At 70.3% G+C, this 20629-nt stretch carries 20 protein-coding genes; 13 read left to right on the top strand and 7 right to left on the bottom strand.

What is annotated here, in order from left to right; translation table 11 throughout:
- The first annotated feature begins 2 nt into the window (after positions 1–2).
- The 7 genes from QF035_RS17040 (at position 3) to QF035_RS17070 (ending at position 6784) form a co-directional block, all read left to right on the top strand.
- Positions 3–416 carry a roadblock/LC7 domain-containing protein gene (locus tag QF035_RS17040; protein ID WP_044471908.1) on the top strand — a complete coding sequence of 138 codons (414 nt, stop codon included), beginning with the start codon at positions 3–5 and terminating at the stop codon, positions 414–416.
- A gap of 119 nt (positions 417–535) precedes the next feature.
- Positions 536–934 (top strand): DUF742 domain-containing protein, encoded by a 399-nt coding sequence (locus QF035_RS17045; RefSeq protein ID WP_055614003.1) that lies wholly within the window; start codon positions 536–538, stop codon positions 932–934.
- Entirely contained in the window at positions 915–1490 is a 576-nt protein-coding gene (locus QF035_RS17050) for a GTP-binding protein (protein WP_055614002.1), read from the top strand. The genes QF035_RS17045 and QF035_RS17050 overlap by 20 nt, the downstream gene beginning before the upstream one ends.
- Positions 1491–1873: 383 nt before the next feature.
- Positions 1874–5125 (top strand): sensor histidine kinase, encoded by a 3252-nt coding sequence (locus QF035_RS17055; protein ID WP_307521178.1) that lies wholly within the window; start codon positions 1874–1876, stop codon positions 5123–5125.
- A gap of 10 nt (positions 5126–5135) precedes the next feature.
- A complete protein-coding gene (locus QF035_RS17060; protein ID WP_055614026.1) occupies positions 5136–5549 on the top strand; it encodes a roadblock/LC7 domain-containing protein in 414 nt (137 codons plus the stop codon).
- 91 nt (positions 5550–5640) lie between these two features.
- Positions 5641–6222: a DUF742 domain-containing protein gene (locus QF035_RS17065; RefSeq protein WP_055614001.1), complete on the top strand. Its 582-nt coding sequence runs from the start codon at positions 5641–5643 to the stop codon at positions 6220–6222.
- The gene (locus QF035_RS17070) at positions 6203–6784 is read left to right on the top strand and encodes a GTP-binding protein (protein WP_026248371.1); all 582 of its coding nucleotides are present in this window, start codon (positions 6203–6205) and stop codon (positions 6782–6784) included. The genes QF035_RS17065 and QF035_RS17070 overlap by 20 nt, the downstream gene beginning before the upstream one ends.
- Before the next feature lie 263 nt (positions 6785–7047).
- Here QF035_RS17070 and QF035_RS17075 read toward each other — a convergent pair whose 3' ends face one another.
- From QF035_RS17075 to QF035_RS17085, 3 genes are all read right to left on the bottom strand, one after another.
- Positions 7048–7239, bottom strand: a complete 192-nt coding sequence (locus QF035_RS17075; protein WP_055614000.1) for an acyl-CoA carboxylase subunit epsilon — start codon at positions 7237–7239, stop codon at positions 7048–7050.
- Between the two features lie 60 nt (positions 7240–7299).
- Positions 7300–8892 carry an acyl-CoA carboxylase subunit beta gene (locus tag QF035_RS17080; RefSeq protein WP_307521179.1) on the bottom strand — a complete coding sequence of 531 codons (1593 nt, stop codon included), beginning with the start codon at positions 8890–8892 and terminating at the stop codon, positions 7300–7302.
- A gap of 154 nt (positions 8893–9046) precedes the next feature.
- Positions 9047–11377, bottom strand: a complete 2331-nt coding sequence (locus tag QF035_RS17085) for a polysaccharide lyase 8 family protein (RefSeq protein ID WP_307521180.1) — start codon at positions 11375–11377, stop codon at positions 9047–9049.
- 204 nt (positions 11378–11581) lie between these two features.
- Between QF035_RS17085 and QF035_RS17090 the strand changes: the two genes are divergently transcribed.
- Positions 11582–12193, top strand: a complete 612-nt coding sequence (locus QF035_RS17090) for a YceI family protein (protein WP_307521181.1) — start codon at positions 11582–11584, stop codon at positions 12191–12193.
- Between the two features lie 265 nt (positions 12194–12458).
- Positions 12459–13331, top strand: coding sequence for an isocitrate lyase/PEP mutase family protein (locus QF035_RS17095; protein WP_307521182.1), 873 nt, complete (start codon positions 12459–12461; stop codon positions 13329–13331).
- A gap of 14 nt (positions 13332–13345) precedes the next feature.
- Here QF035_RS17095 and QF035_RS17100 read toward each other — a convergent pair whose 3' ends face one another.
- A complete protein-coding gene (locus tag QF035_RS17100; RefSeq protein ID WP_307521183.1) occupies positions 13346–13984 on the bottom strand; it encodes a YdeI/OmpD-associated family protein in 639 nt (212 codons plus the stop codon).
- An 85-nt stretch (positions 13985–14069) separates the two neighbouring features.
- Between QF035_RS17100 and QF035_RS17105 the strand changes: the two genes are divergently transcribed.
- The 4 genes from QF035_RS17105 to QF035_RS17120 all read left to right on the top strand — a co-directional run bounded on the left by QF035_RS17105 (position 14070) and on the right by QF035_RS17120 (position 16987).
- A complete protein-coding gene (locus QF035_RS17105) occupies positions 14070–14612 on the top strand; it encodes a hypothetical protein (RefSeq protein ID WP_307521184.1) in 543 nt (180 codons plus the stop codon).
- A 25-nt stretch (positions 14613–14637) separates the two neighbouring features.
- Positions 14638–14982, top strand: a complete 345-nt coding sequence (locus QF035_RS17110) for a hypothetical protein (RefSeq protein WP_307521186.1) — start codon at positions 14638–14640, stop codon at positions 14980–14982.
- 226 nt (positions 14983–15208) lie between these two features.
- Complete coding sequence (locus tag QF035_RS17115) at positions 15209–16450, top strand: Cmx/CmrA family chloramphenicol efflux MFS transporter (protein WP_307521187.1); 1242 nt, start codon at positions 15209–15211, stop codon at positions 16448–16450.
- Between the two features lie 39 nt (positions 16451–16489).
- On the top strand, positions 16490–16987 hold the full coding sequence (locus QF035_RS17120) for an N-acetyltransferase (protein ID WP_307521188.1): 498 nt from the start codon (positions 16490–16492) through the stop codon (positions 16985–16987).
- 193 nt (positions 16988–17180) lie between these two features.
- Here QF035_RS17120 and QF035_RS17125 read toward each other — a convergent pair whose 3' ends face one another.
- From QF035_RS17125 to QF035_RS17135, 3 genes are read right to left on the bottom strand one after another with little or no spacing between them, the layout of a single operon-like run.
- Entirely contained in the window at positions 17181–17984 is an 804-nt protein-coding gene (locus QF035_RS17125; RefSeq protein ID WP_307521189.1) for an ABC transporter permease subunit, read from the bottom strand.
- On the bottom strand, positions 17981–19558 hold the full coding sequence (locus tag QF035_RS17130) for an ABC transporter permease subunit (protein WP_307521191.1): 1578 nt from the start codon (positions 19556–19558) through the stop codon (positions 17981–17983). The genes QF035_RS17125 and QF035_RS17130 overlap by 4 nt, the downstream gene beginning before the upstream one ends.
- Positions 19555–20487 carry an ABC transporter ATP-binding protein gene (locus QF035_RS17135; protein ID WP_307521192.1) on the bottom strand — a complete coding sequence of 311 codons (933 nt, stop codon included), beginning with the start codon at positions 20485–20487 and terminating at the stop codon, positions 19555–19557. Before QF035_RS17135 ends, QF035_RS17130 begins: the two co-directional genes overlap by 4 nt.
- Positions 20488–20629 lie beyond the last annotated feature (142 nt).

Genomic DNA, 20629 nt, shown 5'->3' on the forward strand with positions numbered 1-20629 from the left:
AGATGAGCCAGGCGGCACAGAACCTCAACTGGTTGATCACCAACTTCGTTGACAACACCCCCGGGGTGTCCCACACCGTCGTCGTTTCCGCCGACGGACTCCTTCTGGCGATGTCCGAGGGCTTTCCGCGCGACCGCGCCGACCAGCTCGCGGCCGTCGCCTCCGGACTCACTTCACTCACGGCCGGTGCCTCCCGGATCTTCGAGGGTGGCACCGTCGCCCAGACGGTCGTCGAGATGGAACGCGGCTTCCTTTTCCTGATGTCCGTCTCGGACGGCTCGTCCCTCGCGGTCCTCTCCCACCCGGACTGCGACATCGGCCTTGTCGGATACGAGATGGCTCTGCTCGTCGACCGTGCGGGTGCGGTGCTCACGCCGGATCTGCGGGCCGAGCTCCAGGGCAGCCTGCTCCATTAGTCAGGTTTTACGTACGTCCGAATTTCACCGAACGTCCGCACAATCCGTCGGCCGCCCTCCCCCCACCGGCCCCGTCAGACGGCACGACTGACCGACCTGCTGTCCCGCCCGGAGGATCAATGACCCCGCCCACCGCCTCTCATGATCCGTACGCACAGCCGTACGAGGATGAGGGCGACCAGCCGCTGGTACGTCCGTACGCGATGACCGGCGGCCGGACCCGGCCGCGCTACCAGCTCGCCATAGAGGCACTGATCAGCACCACGGCCGACCCGGCGCAGCTGATGGGGCTCCTCCCGGAGCACCAGCGGATCTGCCACCTCTGCCGTGAGGTGAAGTCGGTGGCCGAGGTGTCGGCCCTGCTGTCCATGCCCCTGGGCGTGGCACGGATTCTCGTCGCGGACCTCGCGGAGGCCGGACTCGTCGCGATCCACCAGCCCGGTGGCGACGAGAGCAATGGCGGCGCCCCGGACGTGACACTGCTCGAAAGGGTGCTCAGTGGACTTCGCAAGCTCTGACGGAGGTCGGGCGACCACCTCCGCGAAGATCGTGGTGGCGGGTGGCTTCGGCGTCGGCAAGACCACGTTCGTGGGTGCCGTCTCCGAGATCAACCCGCTGCGCACCGAGGCCGTCATGACGTCCGCCTCGGCGGGCATCGACGACCTCACCCACACCGGGGACAAGACGACGACCACCGTCGCCATGGACTTCGGCCGTATCACCCTGGACCAGGACCTGATCCTGTACCTGTTCGGTACGCCCGGCCAGGACCGTTTCTGGTTCATGTGGGACGACCTCGTACGCGGCGCGATCGGCGCCGTCGTGCTCGTGGACACCCGTCGTCTCGCCGACTGCTTCCCCGCGGTCGACTACTTCGAGAACAGCGGCCTGCCGTTCGTCATAGCCCTGAACGGCTTCGACGGGCACCAGCCGTACACGCCCGACGAGGTCCGGGAGGCCCTGCAGATCGGGCCGGACGCGCCGATCATCACGACGGACGCCCGTCATCGCGCGGACGCCAAGAGCGCGTTGATCACCCTGGTCGAGCACGCTCTGATGGCTCGTCTCCGCTAGGGATCGTGCAGCGGGCTATGTCCTGGCGGGCCTGGCACACAAGTTGGCAACGCCGTACGGCAGTTGTCGTAGACGCACTGGAGCCGGCTGTGTCGTTTGACACGGTCGGCCTTGGTGTTCATAACGTTTCGACAGAGATATCGAGTGGTACCGACACGCGTCGCGGTCGTCTGATGCCGCTGTGCTCACAAAGGCCCCGCCTTTTGGCGGGGCTCGCTCTTTATGACCGTTTTATCTAGGGCTTACATCACTCGGAATCCTTGGTTCCGAGTGTTTGGACGAGCACACCCTGACGTGCTGGAATGCCAGAACTGCCCAGTAGTAAGGGCCGGAAGACACACGCGGCACGACGAAGGTGCACACGCCGAGAGGTTGTTGGTCGAGTGAGGCGTAGCAAGAACGGTCCCGAGCCGTCGGCACGGGGCAACTTCACCCCGCCGCCGCGCGGAGCGGCACCCGCACATGTGTCCGGCTCGGAGCCGGCGGCCCCACCCGCGAAGAGCGGCGGCCGTCTGTCCCCGCGCAACTGGCGTGTGCCGACCAGGCTGAACGCCATTCTCCTCATACCCGTGATCGTCGGGCTCGTCATGGGCGGCTTCCAGGTGAAGAGCTCCATCGACACCTGGCAGGAGGCTCAGGACGCGGAGAAGGTCGCCAAGATCGTCGACGCGGCCGGGCAGTACGCCGAGGCGCTCCTCAACGAGCGCGACATCTCCGCGCAACCGCTGCTGGAGGGCGACCGGAACAACGCCACGGTCAAGCAGGCCCGTGCTCTCACGGACCAGAAGGCCGACGCGTTCCACGACGAGGTCGTCGGGATGCCGGCCGGTCAGGGCCTCGAGCGCCGGCTGAAGCTGGTGGAGGACGCCGAGCCCACGCTGGGCCAGCTGCGCAAGGCCGCGTACACCACCGCGATGGACCCGACGAAGACCGAAGAGGGCTACGTCACCGTCGAGCACCTCTTGGCGGAGTTCTCGAACGAGCTGGGCCTCGGTACCGGCAACATCACGAGCTACGGCCGCACCGTGTACGCCGTCACGCTGGCCAAGGGCGCCGAGTCCCTGCAGCGCTCGATCGGCATGCACCTCCTGGTGAAGCCCAGCTCGAACGAGAAGGTCTTCAGGCAGCAGGTCACCGCGTTCACGTCGTACGCGTACCTGGAGAACATAGCCGTCCAGGAGTACGTCTCCGGTGGCACGGAGGCGGACGCCGCGCGCCTCAAGCAGGTGATGGCGGAGAAGACCGCCCAGGGCGCGAAGCTGGCCGCCGAAGCGAAGAACAAGACCGAGGCGGCCGGCGGGACCTACAAGGCCCCGCCCTCCATGACCGGCATGATCCAGGCCATCGGCAGCGGTGCCTCACCCACCGACCTGGCCCAGCAGGGCATCACGCCCGAGACCTGGATGGCGGCCTCCACCCTCAAGTTCGACGGCTACGGCGAGGTCGAGGAAGAGCTCATCAACCGGGCGGTCGACGAAGCGGGCGACATCGCCACCGACGCCCAGCGCGACGCGTTCGTGAACGGCGCCATCGTCATCGTCGCCCTGCTCGCCGCCTTCATCATCGCCGGCCTCATGGCCCGCCAGATGAGCCGCTCGATGCGCCAGCTGCGCAACGCGGCCTTCGGTGTCGCCGAGCAGCGCCTGCCGATGCTGGTCGACCAGCTCTCGCGCACCGACCCGGGCCGGGTCGACACCCGGGTCACCCCCATCCCGATCACCACCACGGACGAGATCGGCGAAGTCGCCCGCGCCTTCGACCAGGTCCACCGCGAGGCCGTACGACTGGCCGCCGAGCAGGCCCTGCTCCGTGGAAACATCAACGCGATCTTCACCAACCTGTCGCGCCGCAACCAGTCCCTGATCGAGGGCCAGCTGACCCTCATCACCGACCTGGAGAACAACGAGGCCGACCCGGACCAGCTGGAGAACCTCTTCCGCCTGGACCACCTCGCGACCCGTATGCGCCGCAACGGCGAGAACCTCCTGGTCCTCGCCGGCGAGGAGCCGGGCCGCCGCTGGGACCAGCCGGTCCCGCTGGTCGACGTGCTGCGCGCCGCCTCCTCCGAGGTGGAGCAGTACGAGCGCGTCGAGCTGTCGGGCGTACCGGAGGCCGAGATCCACGGCCGCGCGGTCACCGACCTCGTGCACCTGCTCGCCGAGCTCCTGGAGAACGCGACGACGTTCTCCTCGCCGCAGACCAAGGTCCGCGTCACCGCGACCCGTCTCCCGGACGGCCGCATCATGGTCGAGATCCACGACAAGGGCATCGGTCTCACCGCCGAGGACTTCGCGGACATCAACCACAAGCTGGCCAACCCGCCGACCGTCGACGCCGCGATCTCGCAGCGCATGGGTCTGTTCGTGGTCGGCCGGCTGTCCGACCGGCACGGCATCCGCGTCCAGCTGCGCCCCTCGGGCGAGCAGGCCGGTACGACCTCGCTCGTCATGCTGCCCGACATCATCACGCACGGTGGTGGCGGCGAGACGGCACCGCAGCGCGACGAGTTCACCGTCTCGCAGATCATCCCGGAGCAGCAGCCCTTCGGCGGCGAGGAGTTCCAGAGCGGCGGCCAGCCGATGCGTACGGCCGCGGAGCTGGGCTTCGACGACAGCCGCTACACCGAGGTCCCGGACGACATACGCGAGCTGGACCCCGTGGGCCGTTCGCTGATGCGTGAGGAGCGCAGGGCGGCCCTGGAGGCCCAGACGCACGGCGAGCTGGAGGGCGGATCCCCGTCGTTCAACGGCGAGTTCGACCCGCAGCAGGGCTACGACAACGGTCAGCAGGCCTTCGACAACGGCGCGGCGGCCTACGACACCGGAGCGGCCGCGTACAGCGAGGCGCCCGCGTACGACCAGCAGACGCCGTACGAGGAGCCGCAGCAGGCGTCGTACGACGAGACGTACTTCCCGGCAGGCGGCGGATACCCGGAACCCTCCTATCCGGAGCCGGTCCAGGAGGAGCCCCAGCCGGCCCACGCTCCGGCGCGGGACACCTTCTCGGCCTTCGAAGAGCAGTCCTACCAGGACGACTGGCCGCAGCAGGACTCGTACCAGAACGGCTACCGGTCCGAGTACGCTCCCGAAGCGGAAGCCGTACAGGCCGCTGACGTGGCCGAGCAGGACCGCGTAGGCTTCGAGCGTCCGGGAACGGCCTCTCCCGCCGCCCACGCGCTGACCGACGCCGGGCTTCCGCGCCGCGGATCCACCGACGCCGGGCTCCCCCGCCGCGGCTCCACCGCGAGCGCGGGCGGCCAGCAGTCCGTGGGCCAGGAATCGCCGGCTCCCTTCGGCGGCGGCAACGACAGCAACTCAAGCGGCGGCAACGGCTCCGGCAAGGGCGACTGGCGGTCGAACAACGACCAGATGTGGCAGCGCGCCGAGCAGCTGAAGAAGCCCAAGGCGGGCGGGGTCACCTCCTCCGGCCTGCCGAGGCGTGTGCCCAAGGCCAATCTGGTCGAGGGCACCGCGGAATCGACCCCACAGGGCGGCCCCTCGGTCTCCCGCGCTCCCGAGGACGTACGGGGCAGGCTGAGCAACCTGCGCCGTGGGGTCCAGAGGGGGCGTAACGCAGGAAGCGAAACGAACGGCCAGGGCTTCGGTCCTGACAGCACCTACAACCAGGAGCGTTAGTGTGAGCCCGATGAGCCAGGCGGCACAGAACCTGAACTGGTTGATCACCAACTTCGTGGACAACACCCCCGGGGTGTCCCACACGGTGGTGGTCTCCGCCGACGGACTCCTTCTGGCGATGTCCGACGGGTTCCCGCGTGACCGTGCCGACCAGCTGGCGGCCGTCGCGTCGGGTCTCACCTCGCTGACCGCGGGCGCGTCCCGCATCTTCGAGGGCGGGAGCGTGAATCAGACGGTTGTGGAGATGGAGCGGGGATTTCTCTTCCTCATGTCCATTTCCGATGGATCGTCGCTCGCAGTACTCGCACATCCGGAAGCGGACATCGGTCTCGTCGGGTACGAGATGGCCCTTCTGGTGGACCGTGCCGGTACGGTTCTGACGCCAGATCTGCGTGCAGAGCTCCAGGGGAGCCTTCTCAACTAGCAGACAAGCGATGCGTTTTGGCGTCCCGTGGCCGTAAGGTTTCGGACACGGCTCCACACTGATGGGCCCGGCACGGTCGGAGGAGGAGAAAGTGGCAACACCCCCAGGCGGTTCGTCTTCGGGCAACTGGTCCTATGGCCCTGGCCAGGGTCAGGGCGGCAACGACTCGCCGAACCGGTACAACTTCCCCTCCGCACCGTCCCCGCGGCGCCAGCAGCCCTACGCACCCCAGGGCCCGGGCCCCTCTCCGTACGACCAGCCGCCTGCGCCGCGCATCCAGCCCGTGCAGCCGCAGCGCCGCTCCCCCGAACCGTCGCCCGCGGGGGGCGCCAGCAACCCGCTGGTCCGCCCCTACGCCATGACGGGCGGCCGCACCAGGCCCCGGTATCAGCTCGCCATCGAGGCACTGGTGCACACCACCGCGCAGCCGCACCAGATGCAGGGCCAGCTGCCCGAGCATCAGCGGATCTGCAACCTCTGCCGGGAGATCAAGTCGGTGGCCGAAATCTCGGCCCTCCTGACGATCCCTCTCGGCGTGGCCAGGATCCTCGTCGCCGACTTGGCGGAGGCGGGCCTGGTCGCCATCCATCAGCCCGGCGGCGACGAGAACGCCGGCGGTCAGCCAGACGTGACTTTGCTCGAAAGGGTGCTCAGTGGACTTCGCAAGCTCTAGCGGAGGGCCTTCCCGCTCCACCACGTCCGCGAAGATCGTGGTGGCGGGCGGCTTCGGCGTGGGCAAGACCACGTTCGTCGGGGCCGTCTCGGAGATCAACCCGCTGCGTACCGAGGCCGTCATGACGTCCGCCTCGGCGGGCATCGACGACCTCACCCACACGGGGGACAAGACCACCACCACGGTGGCGATGGACTTCGGTCGTATCACCCTGGACCAGGACCTGATCCTGTACCTGTTCGGTACGCCCGGCCAGGACCGTTTCTGGTTCATGTGGGACGACCTGGTACGCGGCGCGATCGGCGCGATCGTGCTGGTCGACACCCGCCGTCTCGCCGACTGCTTCCCCGCGGTCGACTACTTCGAGAACAGCGGGCTGCCGTTCGTCATCGCGCTGAACGGCTTCGACGGCAACCAGCCGTACAACCCGGACGAGGTCCGGGAGGCGCTCCAGATCGGGCCCGACACGCCGATCATCACCACGGACGCCCGCCACCGCGCGGACGCCAAGTCGGCGCTCATCACGCTGGTGGAGCACGCCTTGATGGCCCGCCTGCGGTAGGCCTGCGGCGCTCAGCCGTACGAAAGGGGCCCCTTCCTTCGGGAGGGGCCCCTTTCTGTGTCGGGGTGGGGACTTCTTCGTGTTCGGCTGCGGGTGGGTGGGGGCTGGTCGCGCAGTTCCCCGCGCCCCTTAAAAGCACGGGGTGCAGGCGAGCTTCTGTCTTTCAGGGGCGCGGGGAACTGCGCGAGCAACCACGACGTGCCCGCAGCCGACAGCACATACGAATGGGCCCCCTCCGCGTAGGAGGGGGCCCATTCAAAGGCTCAGTGCCAGCTGTGCGGGGCGCGGAACCCCGGCTCGCGCTCCAGTCGGCGCCAGCCGGCCTTCGCGCGGCCTCGGTGGGTCGGGGCCGCGGCCGGGGCGGAGGCGGCGCGGGCCAGGAGGATGGCCGTGATGGCGGCGACTTCCTCGGGCTCGGCGTGGCCCTTCTCGACGCGAATATCAGGGATGTCCATGTGGGTGAGTCTCCGTGAGAGAGGGGTCCGCGGGGTTGCCGCGGTGGGTCCGTCGAGTTACTACTGCGGCGGGTTTCCGTGCTTGCGGGAGGGCAGGTCGGCGTGCTTCGTGCGCAGCATCGCGAGGGAGCGGATGAGTACCTCGCGGGTCTCGGCGGGGTCGATGACGTCGTCGACCAGACCGCGTTCGGCCGCGTAGTAGGGGTGCATCAGCTCGGCCTTGTACTCCTTGACCATGCGTACACGCATCGCCTCGGGGTCCTCGGCGTCGGCGATCTGCCGACGGAAGATGACGTTGGCGGCGCCCTCGGCGCCCATCACGGCGATCTCGTTGGTGGGCCACGCGTAGGTGAGGTCGGCACCGATGGACTGGCTGTCCATGACGATGTACGCGCCGCCGTAGGCCTTCCTGAGGATCAGTGAGATCCGCGGCACGGTCGCGTTGCAGTAGGCGTAGAGGAGCTTCGCGCCGTGGCGGATGATGCCGCCGTGCTCCTGGTCGACGCCCGGGAGGAACCCGGGGACATCCAGCAGCGTGATAATCGGGATGTTAAAAGCGTCGCACATCTGGACAAAACGCGCAGCTTTCTCCGACGCCTCGATGTCCAGCACCCCGGCCAGGCTCTGCGGCTGGTTGGCGACGATGCCCACCACCTGGCCGTCGAGGCGGGCGAGAGCGCAGATGATGTTGCGGGCCCAGCGCTCGTGGACCTCCAGGTAGTCGCCGTCGTCGACGAGCTCCTCGATGACCTTGGTCATGTCGTACGGACGGTTGCCGTCCGCCGGGACCAGGTCGAGGAGCACGTCCGAGCGCCGCTCGGCGGGGTCCTCGGAGTCGGCGTGGGGCGGGTTCTCGCGGTTGTTCTGCGGGAGCATCGACAGGAGGTAGCGCACCTCGTGGATGCAGGTCTCCTCGTCGTCGTACGCGAAGTGCGCGACGCCCGAGGTCTCGGCGTGCACGTCGGCGCCGCCCAGGCCGTTCTGGGTGATCTCCTCGCCGGTGACCGCCTTGACGACGTCAGGGCCGGTGATGAACATCTGCGAGGTCTCGCGGACCATGAAGACGAAGTCCGTCAGGGCCGGGCTGTAGGCCGCGCCGCCCGCGCACGGGCCGAGCATCACGGAGATCTGCGGGATGACGCCCGAGGCGCGGGTGTTGCGCTGGAAGATGCCGCCGTAACCGGCGAGCGCGCTGACGCCCTCCTGGATCCGGGCGCCCGCGCCGTCGTTCAGCGAGACCAGCGGGGCACCGGCCGCGATGGCCATGTCCATGATCTTGTGGATCTTCGTGGCGTGGGCCTCGCCCAGCGCGCCGCCGAAGATCCGGAAGTCGTGCGCGTACACGAAGACCGTGCGGCCCTCGACCGTGCCCCAGCCGGTGATCACACCGTCCGTGTACGGCTTCTTGGCCTCCAGGCCGAAGCCGGTCGCCCGGTGGCGGCGCAGCTGCTCGACCTCGTTGAACGAGCCGGCGTCCAGCAGAAGCTCGATCCGCTCCCGGGAGGTCAGCTTGCCCTTGGCGTGCTGCGCCGCGGTCGCCTTGTCACTGGGTCCGCGAAGAGCCTCCGCACGGATCGCGTGCAGTTCGGCCACGCGCCCGCGGGCGTCGGTGGGTTCGCCTGCCGAGGATCCGGTCTCGTCCAAAACGGTCATGTAGCGACCTTACGAAGCCCACCAAGGAAAGCGGGCCGTCGACTCCGTACAGTCTCCGGCCCGTTTTACTGGTACCCCTGAACAGAACCATGACCGCATGCAGGCGATCCGACTGCTCAGAGGGCGTGTGGCTTGTAGGGGTCGCACAAAGCCGTCAGCTGAGAGTCACCTCACATTCATGCGTGGCGCATGCCATCCCCGGAGTGACACGCACCCTCAGACGGCGTCCGGTGGCGAGCACCTCGACGCCGGGACCGGCATGCACGACCCGGCGTACGGGACGGTCCCAGACGATCTCCAGGGCCTCTCCGGTGCGCGGCGGTTCGCTGACGGAGAGGGTAGCGGTGCGGCCGCGGCGGCGTACGAGCACGCTCGCGGGGGCCGAGGCGGTGAGCGGGCCCGCCCGGCCCGCCCGCCAGAAGTTGGCGGCGGTCAGGCCCAGGGAGGGCACGGACACGGCCTGCCGGCCGGAGTCGTTGGCGAGGACCGACAGCCGGCGGGGGTCCGCCGCACGGGCGGCGACCGTGCGGCGCGAGGCTCCGGGCAGGACGGCGTACGCGTACGAGGCGTCCACCGGATCGGTGCCGTGGTCGAGCCAGAGGGTCTGCCAGCGGCGGGTCCGGGCCTCGGTGGTGCTGGTGGTGTTGATGTCGGACCAGGCGCCGGTGCGGTCCTCGCGGAGGGTGCGCAGGGCGGACCGGTCCAGGACCACCCAGCCGCCGTGGCCTTCGAGGTGAGCCCACCCCGGGCCCCGTACGAGGGGCTGGGTGCCGCCCTCCCCCAGGTTGCGGTTGTCGACGACCGTCTCGACCGGGACGCCGTCGGTGGCCGTGATGCCCGCGCCCAGGCAGACGATGGTGTCCGCGAGGCAGAACCAGGACTTGCGGGCCTCCAGGGTCGACCCGAGGCCCACCAGGTGCTGTCCGACGGCCGCGAACTCCCCGTCCGTGACGCCGCCGACCCAGCGCACGGCGGGCTTGGGCTCGCCCCACTCCCCGCCCGCCCTGTCCGCGAGCCGCTTGGTGGACACGGTCGTGCCGGGGAGCCGGTACCAGTCGACGGTCGGCCAGTACCAGTCGGTGTACTGATCGGACCGAGCTCCGATGCCGTCGGCCCACCAATAGAGCATTCCGGCGCCCGTGTGCCAGCCGCGCGGGTTCTCGCCGTTGCCGCACTCGTAGTACGCGATCCGGTCGCTGGCCATGGCGATGTTCGCGGTGAAGCCGGGGCGGCGGTGGACGGCCCGGTCCATGGCGGCGAAGAGGCGGTGGCCGACCGGTTCGGGCGCGGCCTCGACCGCCGAGTCCGCGACCGCGTGCAGCCGGGCCAGGTCGCCGACGCCGAACTGGGGTGCCGTCAGGAGCGGTGTGACGGTGTCCCGTTCGATCCATCCCTTGACGCTCGCGTGCCAGCGCTCGCGCTCCGCCGCGCTCGCACCCTGGGCGAGGAGCGCGATCGCGGCGATCAGCCCCTGCCCGTGGAAGTGGTCGCTGCGCATGATGTGGCGGTCGTCGCTCTTGAGGTATCCGCGGCTGATGGCACGCCCGTTGACGCTGTCCATCATCAGCCCGTCGTGGATCAGGGGCGCGTAGGAACCCTCCACGCTGTCCAGGACGATCTGTCTGTTGGAGTCGGTCACCGCCCACGTCGAACCGGCCAGCAGCGCGAAGAGGCGGCCGAGTCCGTCGAGCAGGACCTGCCCGTACGTTCCCGAGTACGCGACCCAGGTGTGCTGGACGAACGACCCGTCGGCGTACAGCCCGTCCCCCTTCGTGACATACGGGAAGACCGGTGAGAGCGCGTCCCGGGCGAGTGCGGTCTTCTCGGGGGCGCGGCCGAGGATGCCGCGCAGGGCGACGGAGCGGCACAGGTCGACGCGGTTGGCGCCGGTCGAGGTGCCGGAGTAGTCGCGGAGCATCGAGTCGGGGATGAAGTGGTCGACGGCCGCGCAGGCGGCGGCGACCCGGTCGGCCGTGAGTTCGCCGTGGAGGGCGGCCACGATGTCCATGAGGAGGCGGGGGCTGCCGATCTGCCACTCCCACCAGTTGCCGTAGCGGGTGGTGGAGGGGTTGTAGACGGTGGCGGAGAGGTGGTCGAGGCCGCGGAGGATGTCCGTGCGCAGGCCCGCGTCGCCGGTGGACCCCGTGCCCTCCTGGACGTACGCCTGCGTCATCGTCCACAGCCGGCTGTAGCTCTGGGTGATGCCTGTCGGCGGGTCATAGGGGTAACCGGGCCAGAGGGAGGTCGCGGTCGGGGCCATGGTCTGCCGGAAGCCCCGCGCCAGTTCGCCGGTCTCGGCGAGGCGGGCGGCGTACGGCTCGGCGGTCGGGTCGTAGCCCGCTCCGAGGGCGATCTCCAGCCAGCGAAGACGCAGGGTGTCGTACTCGTCTTCGTCGCGGGCCGCATGGGCGGACGTGGTCGGCATGAGCGCCGGGCTCGCCGTGAGCGCCGCTGCCAGGAGGAACGTACGGCGGGTGGGGGTCATGACTGGCGATGGTGCCCGAGGTGTCCGTGTGCTCACCAGAGGGGCAACGGGTGATCTTAGGAGTAGACCAATGGCAACCAGGAGTAATCGGTGCAACACACCATGCGTTCAGTTGAAACCCGTAAGGAATAGGTCTATGGTCGATGTCGTTGAACGTTAAACAGCTTCGGCGCAAGGCCGGGCTCGTCCCCCAAGGAGTTAGTCATGGGCCTCTTCGGCAGCAAGGACAAGACCGACACCACCACCGCGGCGCCCGCCGCCGTGAACCCCGACCTTGCCGCTCTCACCGGCGACTACACGATCGACCCGTCCCACTCGACGCTCGGCTTCGTCGCCCGTCACGCCATGGTGACGAACGTCAAGGGCGGTTTCCAGGACTTCACCGGCAGCCTGCACCTGGACGGCGCCGACCCGTCGCAGTCGACGGCTTCCCTCGACGTCAAGATGGACAGCATCAGCACCGGTTCCGCCGACCGTGACGGTCACCTGAAGAGCGCGGACTTCTTCAAGACGGACGAGTTCCCGACGATGACGTTCCGCTCCACCAAGGCCGAGGCCCTCGGTGGCGACGACTACCGCATCACCGGTGACCTGACGATTCTCGGCACCACCCGGCAGCTCGCCATCGACCTTGAGTTCAACGGCTCCGCGAAGGACCCGTTCGGCAACGAGCGCGTCGGTTTCGAGGGCAAGGCGGAGATCCTGCGCTCCGAGTGGGGCCTCACCTGGAACGCCGCGCTGGAGACCGGCGGCGTGCTCGTCTCCGACAAGATCAAGCTGAACTTCGACATCTCGGCGATCAAGAACGCCGCCTGATCGGGTTCGGGGTTCTGTTTCCCCACTGATTCGACCTCCGATCGTTCTCCGAGCGCGCCCGTCGTCCGGCTCCCCCGGTATCCCCTGGGAGCGGGAGGCGGGCGCTCGGCTGTGTCAGGGCGCGACGGGGCGCGACGGGGGTTTCGGTTCATGGCTCCCGAGTCGTACGTTCTTCTTCGGCCGACGGAAGGCGATCAGCCGCCCGGCGGACGCCCGGCCGGCCGGGCGGTCATGGATCGCCGGAGGAACAACGGGGAAGGGCCGCGTGGACAGCGTCAGGCGCGAACGGGCAAAACGCTTCGTCGAGTTGCATCGGGAGGGCTGCTTCCTGCTCCCCAACGCGTGGGACGTGGGAAGCGCGCGGATCCTGGAGTCGGCCGGCTTTCCCGCCGTGGCGACCACGAGCGCGGGGGTCGCGTTCTCCCTCGGACGCCCTGACCACGACTTCTTCGCCGAGCAGGCGCCGGAGGAGGGCCGCGTCGACCGCGAGACGATGATGCGCCGGGTCCGCGAGATCGCCGACGAGGTCGGGGTGCCGCTGAGCGCGGACCTGGAGGACGGGTACGGCGAGGCGCCCGAGACCGTGGCGACCACGATCTCGATGGCGCTCAGGGCCGGGGCCGCGGGCGGCAACATCGAGGACTTCACCGGCGAGCGCGCCCGGCCGCTCTACGACACGGCGCTCGGGGTGGACCGTATCCGCGCCGCCAGGGCCGCCGTCGACGCCGGTGGCGAGCCGTTCGTCCTGGTCGGCCGGACCGACGCGCTGCTGGTCGGCGGTTCGCTCGACGAGTGCGTGCGGCGGGCCAACGCGTATCTGGCGGCCGGCGCGGACTGCGCGTTCGTGCCGGGTGCCGGTGACGCAGCGACCATCGGCACGCTGGTACGCGAACTGGGCGGCCCGCTCAACGTGGTCATGGGGCTCACCGGCAACGCGCTCTCGCTGGACGACCTGCGCGCGCTCGGAGTGCGGCGGGTCACGGTCGGCGGCAGCATCGCCCGCACGATGTACCGCCATCTGCTGCGCGCCGCCCGGGAGTTGGCCGACCACGGCACGTTCTCGTACGCCGACGACCAGATCTCCCAGACGGACCTCAACGAGCTCTTCCGGCCCGGAGGTGGGGAGCCCGGGGCCTAGTGCCTGTCGGCACGTCACCGTGCCCGGCGCCCCGACTCCAGCCCCTTGACCGCCTTCTCCAGCCGGGCCGCCCTCACCTCCGGGGTCCTCGCCTTCAGCAGGCCCAGGACGACCAGGTACTGGTCCGTCCTGCCGAGCCCCTCGAAGAAGGCCTTCGCGCGCGGGCTGCGGTCCAGGGCGGCGGCCAGGTCGTCCGGGACCGTGGCGTTCCGCTGGGACTCGTACGCCGCCTCCCAGCGGCCGTCCGCCTTGGCCGCCGCGACCTCCGCAAGCCCCGGGGGCCGCATCCGGCCGGCCGCGGCGAGGGCCTCGACCTTGCGCACGTTGACCATCGACCAGAGGCTGCCGGGCCTGCGCGGGGTGTACTTCTGCAGGTAGTACGAGTCGTCGAGGCCCCGCCGCTGACCGTCGATCCAGCCGTGGCAGAGGGCCACGTCGAGGGCCTCCGCGATGGTGATCGAGGGCAGGCCGGACCCCTTCTTGGCGATCTTCAGCCAGACGCCGGCGCGGAGCCCGGGATGGGCGGACATCCAGGCTTCGAGGTCCGCCGCGTCCGTGAAGGCCCTGATCTCCTTGCCGCCGAGGGTGTCGGCGCCTTCGGGAGTGCTGGTGGCACCGGAGGTGTCGGTGGGGGTGCCGGAGGTCTCGTCCATGAGGAGACAGTAGGACGGGACTAGGACAGTTTCCGTCCTACAAGGGCCGGTTGGCCGTACGGGACTCTGACGTTACTGTGCGCCGGTGTCCGCGTTCACACAGCAACTCCCCGCCCTGACAGGCGTGGTCGTCGGTGCCCTCGGCTCGTATCTGGCGATCGTGCGCGGGGACCAGGTCCGGTTCCGGCGCGAGCAGACGGCGCGCTGGGAGGAACGGCGCCTCACCGTGTACTCCGACTACGCCCGCGTCCTGAAGAAGAGCGTCACCCTGACCTACCCGGTCTCCGCCCACCTTGGCAACGACCCGCACCCGCACCCCCTTTCCCCCGCGGATGCGGCGCCCCAACTGGCCTCGGCCCTCGAAGCCCGCGATCCGGTCGGCGAGGCGCTCCTGATGCTCGGCTCGCCGGACGTGGTGGAACGGGCACGCGAGTGGGTCGTCCTGGTCATCGAGATGGAACGCTTCCTGGACGCCCGCACCCACGACCCCGAGGCCTGGTCGACGCTGCCGGCCCGCCAACGGGCGGCCCGGGAGCGGTACTACTCCGCGGTGCGCAACGATCTGGCCCTGCCGCCGGGGCACTCGGGACGCTGGATCTTCGACGAGCCGGCTTCGGCAGGGTCGTGAGGAAGACATGTCGTGAGGAGGACATATGGACGAGCACGGTCATGATCCGCACATCCATGTCGAGGCGAAAGTCGCCCGGGATGACGCCGCTGCCCGCAATGTGCTGGCGTCCACGTTCGGTCTGGCCGGTGACCTGCCGAGCGCTGTCGACACGGGGTGCGGGCTGCGGGTGCCGTACGCGATGACCTCGCCTCGTCCGGACAGCGTCACCTGCCTCGCCTGCCGTGAGCACGCGCGGCGCGAGCATCTGCGGCTCGCGGAGATGGTCGAACGCCTGGGCCTCATGCCCGGATCGACCATCAGCGGCACTCAGGCGAAGCAGACCGCGGACTGGCATCGCGACCTCGCGGAGAGGTTCGCCGGCAATTGAGTGGACCGGGGAAGTCGGGCGTCGCTAGCCTGCCCCCATGTCCAGCCCCGAGGCGTCAAGACTCCGGCCACCGGCTTTCCGGTGGCTGCTCGGGATGTCCGGCTGAAGCGTCGCGGTCAAGCGCGTACACGCTCCTGCCGTTGTCGCTGTCGTCACCGTCACCGTGCCCGTCACCGGAACGCCGTGCAGCCTGTCATGTTCGTTTTCGGGTGTGCGGAGTTCTGTCATGCCGTTCGGTCTGTATCTGTTGGGGCTCGCTGTCTTCGCTCAGGGGACTTCCGAGTTCATGTTGTCCGGGCTGGTGCCGGACATCGCGCGGGAGATGGGGGTGTCAGTACCGGCGGCCGGGGCGCTGACCTCGGCGTTCGCCGCGGGGATGGTGGTGGGGGCGCCGCTCATGGCCGTCCTGGCGCGGCGCTGGTCCCGGCGTGCGGCGCTGCTCGGGTTTCTGGGCGCCTTCCTCGTTGTCCATGTCGTCGGTGCGGTCACCGACAGCTTCACCGTGCTGCTGGTCACCCGGGTCGTGGGCGCGCTCGCCAACGCCGGTTTCCTCGCGGTCGCCGTCGTGACGGCCGTGGCGATGGTCGACGCCGATGCCAAGGGGCGGGCCATGTCCGTGCTGCTCGGCGGGGTCACCGTCGCCTGTGTGGCGGGGGTGCCGGGAGGTGCCGTTCTCGGGCAGTTGTGGGGGTGGCGGGCCGCCTTCTGGGCCGTGGTCGTCCTGTCCGTGCCCGCGCTTTTCGCGATCGTGCGGTCCGTGCCGGGCGGGGTGCCCGAGGCCGCTCGCGCGAGTGTGCGCGGCGAGGTGCGGGCACTTCGCGCGCCCCGGCTTCAAGTGGCCCTGCTTCTCGGGGCGTTGGTGAACGGTGCCACCTTCTGCACCTTCACCTATCTCGCACCGCTCATCACCTCCGTCGCCCGGCTGGGAGAGGCCTGGGTGCCTCTCGTGCTCGCGCTCTTCGGGTGCGGGTCGTTCGTCGGGGTCGCCGTCGCCGGGCGGATCGCCGACGCCCGGCCCGGACGGGTCCTCGTCGGGGGCGGAGTGGCCCTGCTCGTCGGGTGGGCTTTCCTCGGCCTGACCGCCGGGAACCCGGTGGCGGCGGTCGTACTCGCCTTCGTACAGGGCGTGTTGTCGTTCGGCGTCGGGTCCACGCTGATCTCCCGGGTGCTGTACGAGGCGGCCGGCGCGCCCACCCTGGCGGGCGGTTTCGCCACGGCCGCGTTCAACGTGGGCGGGGCGCTCGGGCCATGGCTGGGCGGGCTCGCGATCGGGGCGGGTCTCGGGTACCGCTCGCCGGTGTGGGTGAGTGTCGTGCTGGTGGGGCTCGCCCTGATGGTGGGTGGGGCCGCGCGGCGGACAGGGGCCCTCACGGTCCGCGTGAGCGGCGGCGCCCACGCGGACGGTGCTTACGCAGACGGTGTCCGCTCCGACGACGGCGGGCGGCCCCTCGGACAGCCCATGGAATAACCCGGTGCGGGTCGACGGGCAGGCGGTTAGCCTCCGGGCATGACCTGGCTGCCCGCTGACTTCGTCCATCCGCTGCGTGTCGACGTGCCCGGTGGGCACCATCTGCGGCCGATCACCGGGGGCGACGCAGCGATCGACTACCCGACGGTGATGGCGTCCCGGGAACGGCTGTGGTCCATTTTCGGGGAGGCCTGGGGATGGCCCGCCGCCACGATCACGTACGAGGCGAACCTGGCGGACCTGGAGCGGCACGAGGCCGAGATCGCCGCTCACGAGTCGTTCAACTACGTGTTGTTCGACGCGGCGGAGAGCGTCGAGTACGGGTGCGTCTACATCGATCCGCCGGAGAAGGCCGGTGCCGATGCCGAGATCTCCTGGTGGGTCGTCGACGAGCAGGTGGGGACCGCTCTGGAGCGGGATCTCGACGCGCTCGTGCCGCGGTGGATCGGTGAGGCGTGGCCCTTCGAGCGGCCGCGGTTCATCGGGCGGGACCTGTCCTGGAAGGAATGGCTGGCGCTGCCGGGTCCGGCTCGCTGAGCCGTCGGGGGCCATTCGTATGCGTGTCGGCCGCGGGTGCATCGTGGTTGCTCGCGCAGTTCCCCGCGCCCCTCAAAAGCACGGGTGCACGCGAGCTTTTGCCTTTCAGGGGCGCGGGGAACTGCGCGACCAGCCCCCGCCCACCCGCAGTCACACACATACGAATGGGGCCCCTCCCAAAGGGAAGGGGCCCCTACGCGTCCCGCACCCTGAAGGCCGCGCCCGCCACCAGCAGCAACCCGAGTGCGTACGCCGCCAGTACGCCGAGGCCCGGCCAGGGGCCGATCGGGAGGCGGGAGAGGTCACGCGTGGCCTGGACGGCGAGGCCCGCCGGCATCGGGGCCCAGCGTTCGAGACGGTCCCGCCAGCTCGGGTCGCCCAGGACGCCGGCCAGGAGCGGGACCGCGTACAGCAGGCCGAGGCCCATCGTGATCGCGCCCGTGCTGTCCCGCAGCAGGGCCGCGAGGCCGAGGCCGAGCAGGGCTGTCAGGGTCAGGCAGAGGACCGACCCGAAGGCGGCGCGGAGCGTGGGGCCGTCGGCCAGGGACGGGAGCGGGTAGCCGGCCTCCGGAGTGAAGCCGTTGCCGGGGAGGATCAGCCGGCCCGCGTAGAGGGAACCGAGAATCGCAGCCGTTCCCGCGGCCGCCGTCATGGCGGCCAGGACCGCCGCCTTCGACACCAGCAGCGACACCCGGTGCGGCATCGCCGTCAGTGTCGTGCGGATCGTGCCCGTGCCGTACTCCGCTCCCATCGACAGCGCGCCGAGGACGAGGGCCGTCGCCTGGCCCAGCCAGACGCCCGTCAGGCTCAGTTTCACCGTGTCCTCGTGGCAGTCGGCCGCCGACGGGCACGCGCCGGTGCCGACGGCGGACACCGCGGCCGCGCCGACCACGACCGTGAGGACCGCGGTCGCCGCCAGAAGCCACCAACTGCTGTGCAGCGTACGGAGTTTCGTCCACTCGGCGTGCAGCGGCCGGAGCGCCATCGAGCGACTCACGCGTCCCTCCTGCGCAGGCGCCAGACCGCGAGGGCGAGCGCCACCGCCACGTACGCGCCCAGCACCGCCAGGCCGTTCCAGGGGGCCATCGGGTAACAGCCGCTCTCCGGCAGGCAGTTGTGGTCCACCTGCGGATAGCGGGTGACCCCCTGCTGGATCGCGAAGGCCGCCGCCGGGGTCAGCCGCAGCAGCCACTCGGCGGCCGGCAGCGGGAGGGCGAACGCCAGGATCTGCGGCAGGATCACCAGGACCACCACCGCCGTGATCGCGCCCGCGCTGCTGCGGAGCAGCGCGCCCACGGCCAGGGCCAGGACCGCGACCAGGGACAGCAGGAGCGCGCTGCCGACGACCGCCTGCGGAACGGCCCCCTCCAGCATCGAAAGATCCGGGAACGCGGGTGGCTTGAAGCCATTGGAGCGCAGGGTTTCCTGGGCGAGCGGGAACGCCAGGGCCGTCGCCACGAGCCCCGCGGCGAACGTCACTCCCCCGATCACCAGGACCTTCGCCGCCAGTACCTGTTCCCGGCGCGGACTCGCCGTGAACGTCGTACGGATCATGCCGCGCTTGTACTCGGCGGTGATGAAGAGCGCGCCGAGCGCCACCATGAACAGGACGCCCACGGAGACGCCCTGGAAGCTCATCTGGACGGTGTCGCCGCCGGTCTGGTCCGGGGCGATGTCGCCCTGGCCGGTGACCCTGAAGGCGCTGGCGCCGGTGGCCTCCGTGCTGCCGGGGATCGGCCGGGCCGGGCCCGACGCCGGGAGGTCCGGGTCGTCCGGATCGGGGGCGCCCACGTCGGTGCTGGTCCAGGAGGGGCGGGCGCTGTCGCCGCGCAGTTCCACGTGGTCGAAGTCCGCCGTCGCGGTCGCGATGCCCGCGGTCGCCGAGGTCCCGCCGAAGGAGCGGCGCAGGGTGGTGTGCGCCGGGGTGGCGGCGAAGAGACCCGCCCGGGCGGTCTTCGGCAGGTCCGCCGGGCGGACGGTCGCGATCTTCGTCCACTCGCGGCCGTCCGGCGACTCGTAGCCCGTCAGCTCCTGGCCCGAGCGGGTCAGCCGGAGCCAGCGCGCACCTGCAGACGAGCCCTGCTCGTCGTGGGTGAAGTCCCACTGCATACGGACGCCGTGGTCCGGGGTCACCATCAGGGCCACGTACGAACTGCCGGGCTTCGTGCTCGACTTGACCATGACGCCGGCCTTCGCCCAGGGCTCCGGGGACCTGCCCTCGCGTCCCTCGATGCCGGACACCCGGACCGTGACGCTGCCGTCCCCGGTGAGCGGCCGGTGGACGAAGCGGAAGGTGTCGTCCACGCGGGTGCCGTCGGGGGCGGAGACGATACGGACCCGGCCGTTGGAGTCGTTCACGGAGCCGCTCGCGCCGAGTTGCGAGATCACGACCGTGGCGGCGGCGGCCAGCACGAGGACCAGCAGCCAGCTCCGTACGGTCCAGAACTTGCTCCACTCCGCGCGCACCAGCCGTACGAACCCGTCCCGCCCTGGCTGGAGTTGTGACCTGTACGGGGTGCTGGGCGCGGGTGTCGGGGGAGTGAGGGAGGGTGGTGTCGGGGAGGACGTCATCGCGCGACCTCGCCGTCCACCGCGGAGACGAACTCCGTGGAGTCCCGGGTCAGTTCCATGTACGCCTCTTCCAGGGTGGCCCGGTGGGAGCCCACCTCCGCGAACGCGATCCCGGCCTCGGTGAGGAGCGCCACGATCCGCTCCGGCGGCAGACCGGTGACGGTGAGGGTGTCGCGGCCGGTCACCGCGACCGTGCCGCCCTTGTGGGCGAGCAGTTCCATCGCCTCCGTACGCGCACTCGTACGCAGGGCCACGCGGTCGCCGGACGCGGCGGCCAGCAGGTCGGCGACGGCCGTGTCGGCGATCAGACGGCCCCGGCCGATGACGACCAAGTGGTCGGCGGTGTCCTCGAGTTCGCTCATGAGATGGCTGGAGACGAGGATCGCCCGGCCCTCGGCGGCCAGTCGGCGCAGCAGGCCGCGGATCCACTGGATGCCCTCGGGGTCGAGGCCGTTGACCGGTTCGTCGAAGAGGAGCACGGGCGGGTCGCCGAGGAGCGCGGCGGCGATGCCGAGGCGCTGGCGCATGCCGAGCGAGTAGCCGCCCGCCCTGCGCCGGGCCGGCTGTTCCATGCCGACCTGTTCGAGGACCTCGTCGACCCGGCGCATGGGCAGGCCGTGCGAGTGGGCCAGCCAGCGCAAATGGTCGCGACCGCGGCGGGCCGGGTGCAGCGCGGCGGCGTCGAGCAGTGCGCCGACCTCCAACAGCGGGGTGCGCAGGGCGTGGTAGGGGCGCCCGCCGATGAGGGCGTGGCCCGTGTCGGGGGCGTCCAGGCCGAGTACGGTCCGCATGGTCGTCGACTTGCCTGCCCCGTTGGGGCCGACGAAGCCGGTGACCTGGCCCGGTTCGACCGTGAAGGAGAGTCCGTCCACGGCGACGGTCTGCCCGAACCTCTTGCGGAGGTCCCGGACTTCGATGGTTGCGTCCATGTCCAGCGAGGCTAGGGACCCCGGCGCTCGGCGTCGTCCCGCCCGGGAGCAGTCTTCGCCGCCCCCGGCCCGGGGGACGGCATCCCCCGCGCGAGGGATACGGCACTGCTGACCTGGGGGACGCGGTCCGGCGCGGGCGGCG

This window comes from Streptomyces umbrinus (assembly GCF_030817415.1).
Taxonomy (GTDB): domain Bacteria; phylum Actinomycetota; class Actinomycetes; order Streptomycetales; family Streptomycetaceae; genus Streptomyces; species Streptomyces umbrinus_A.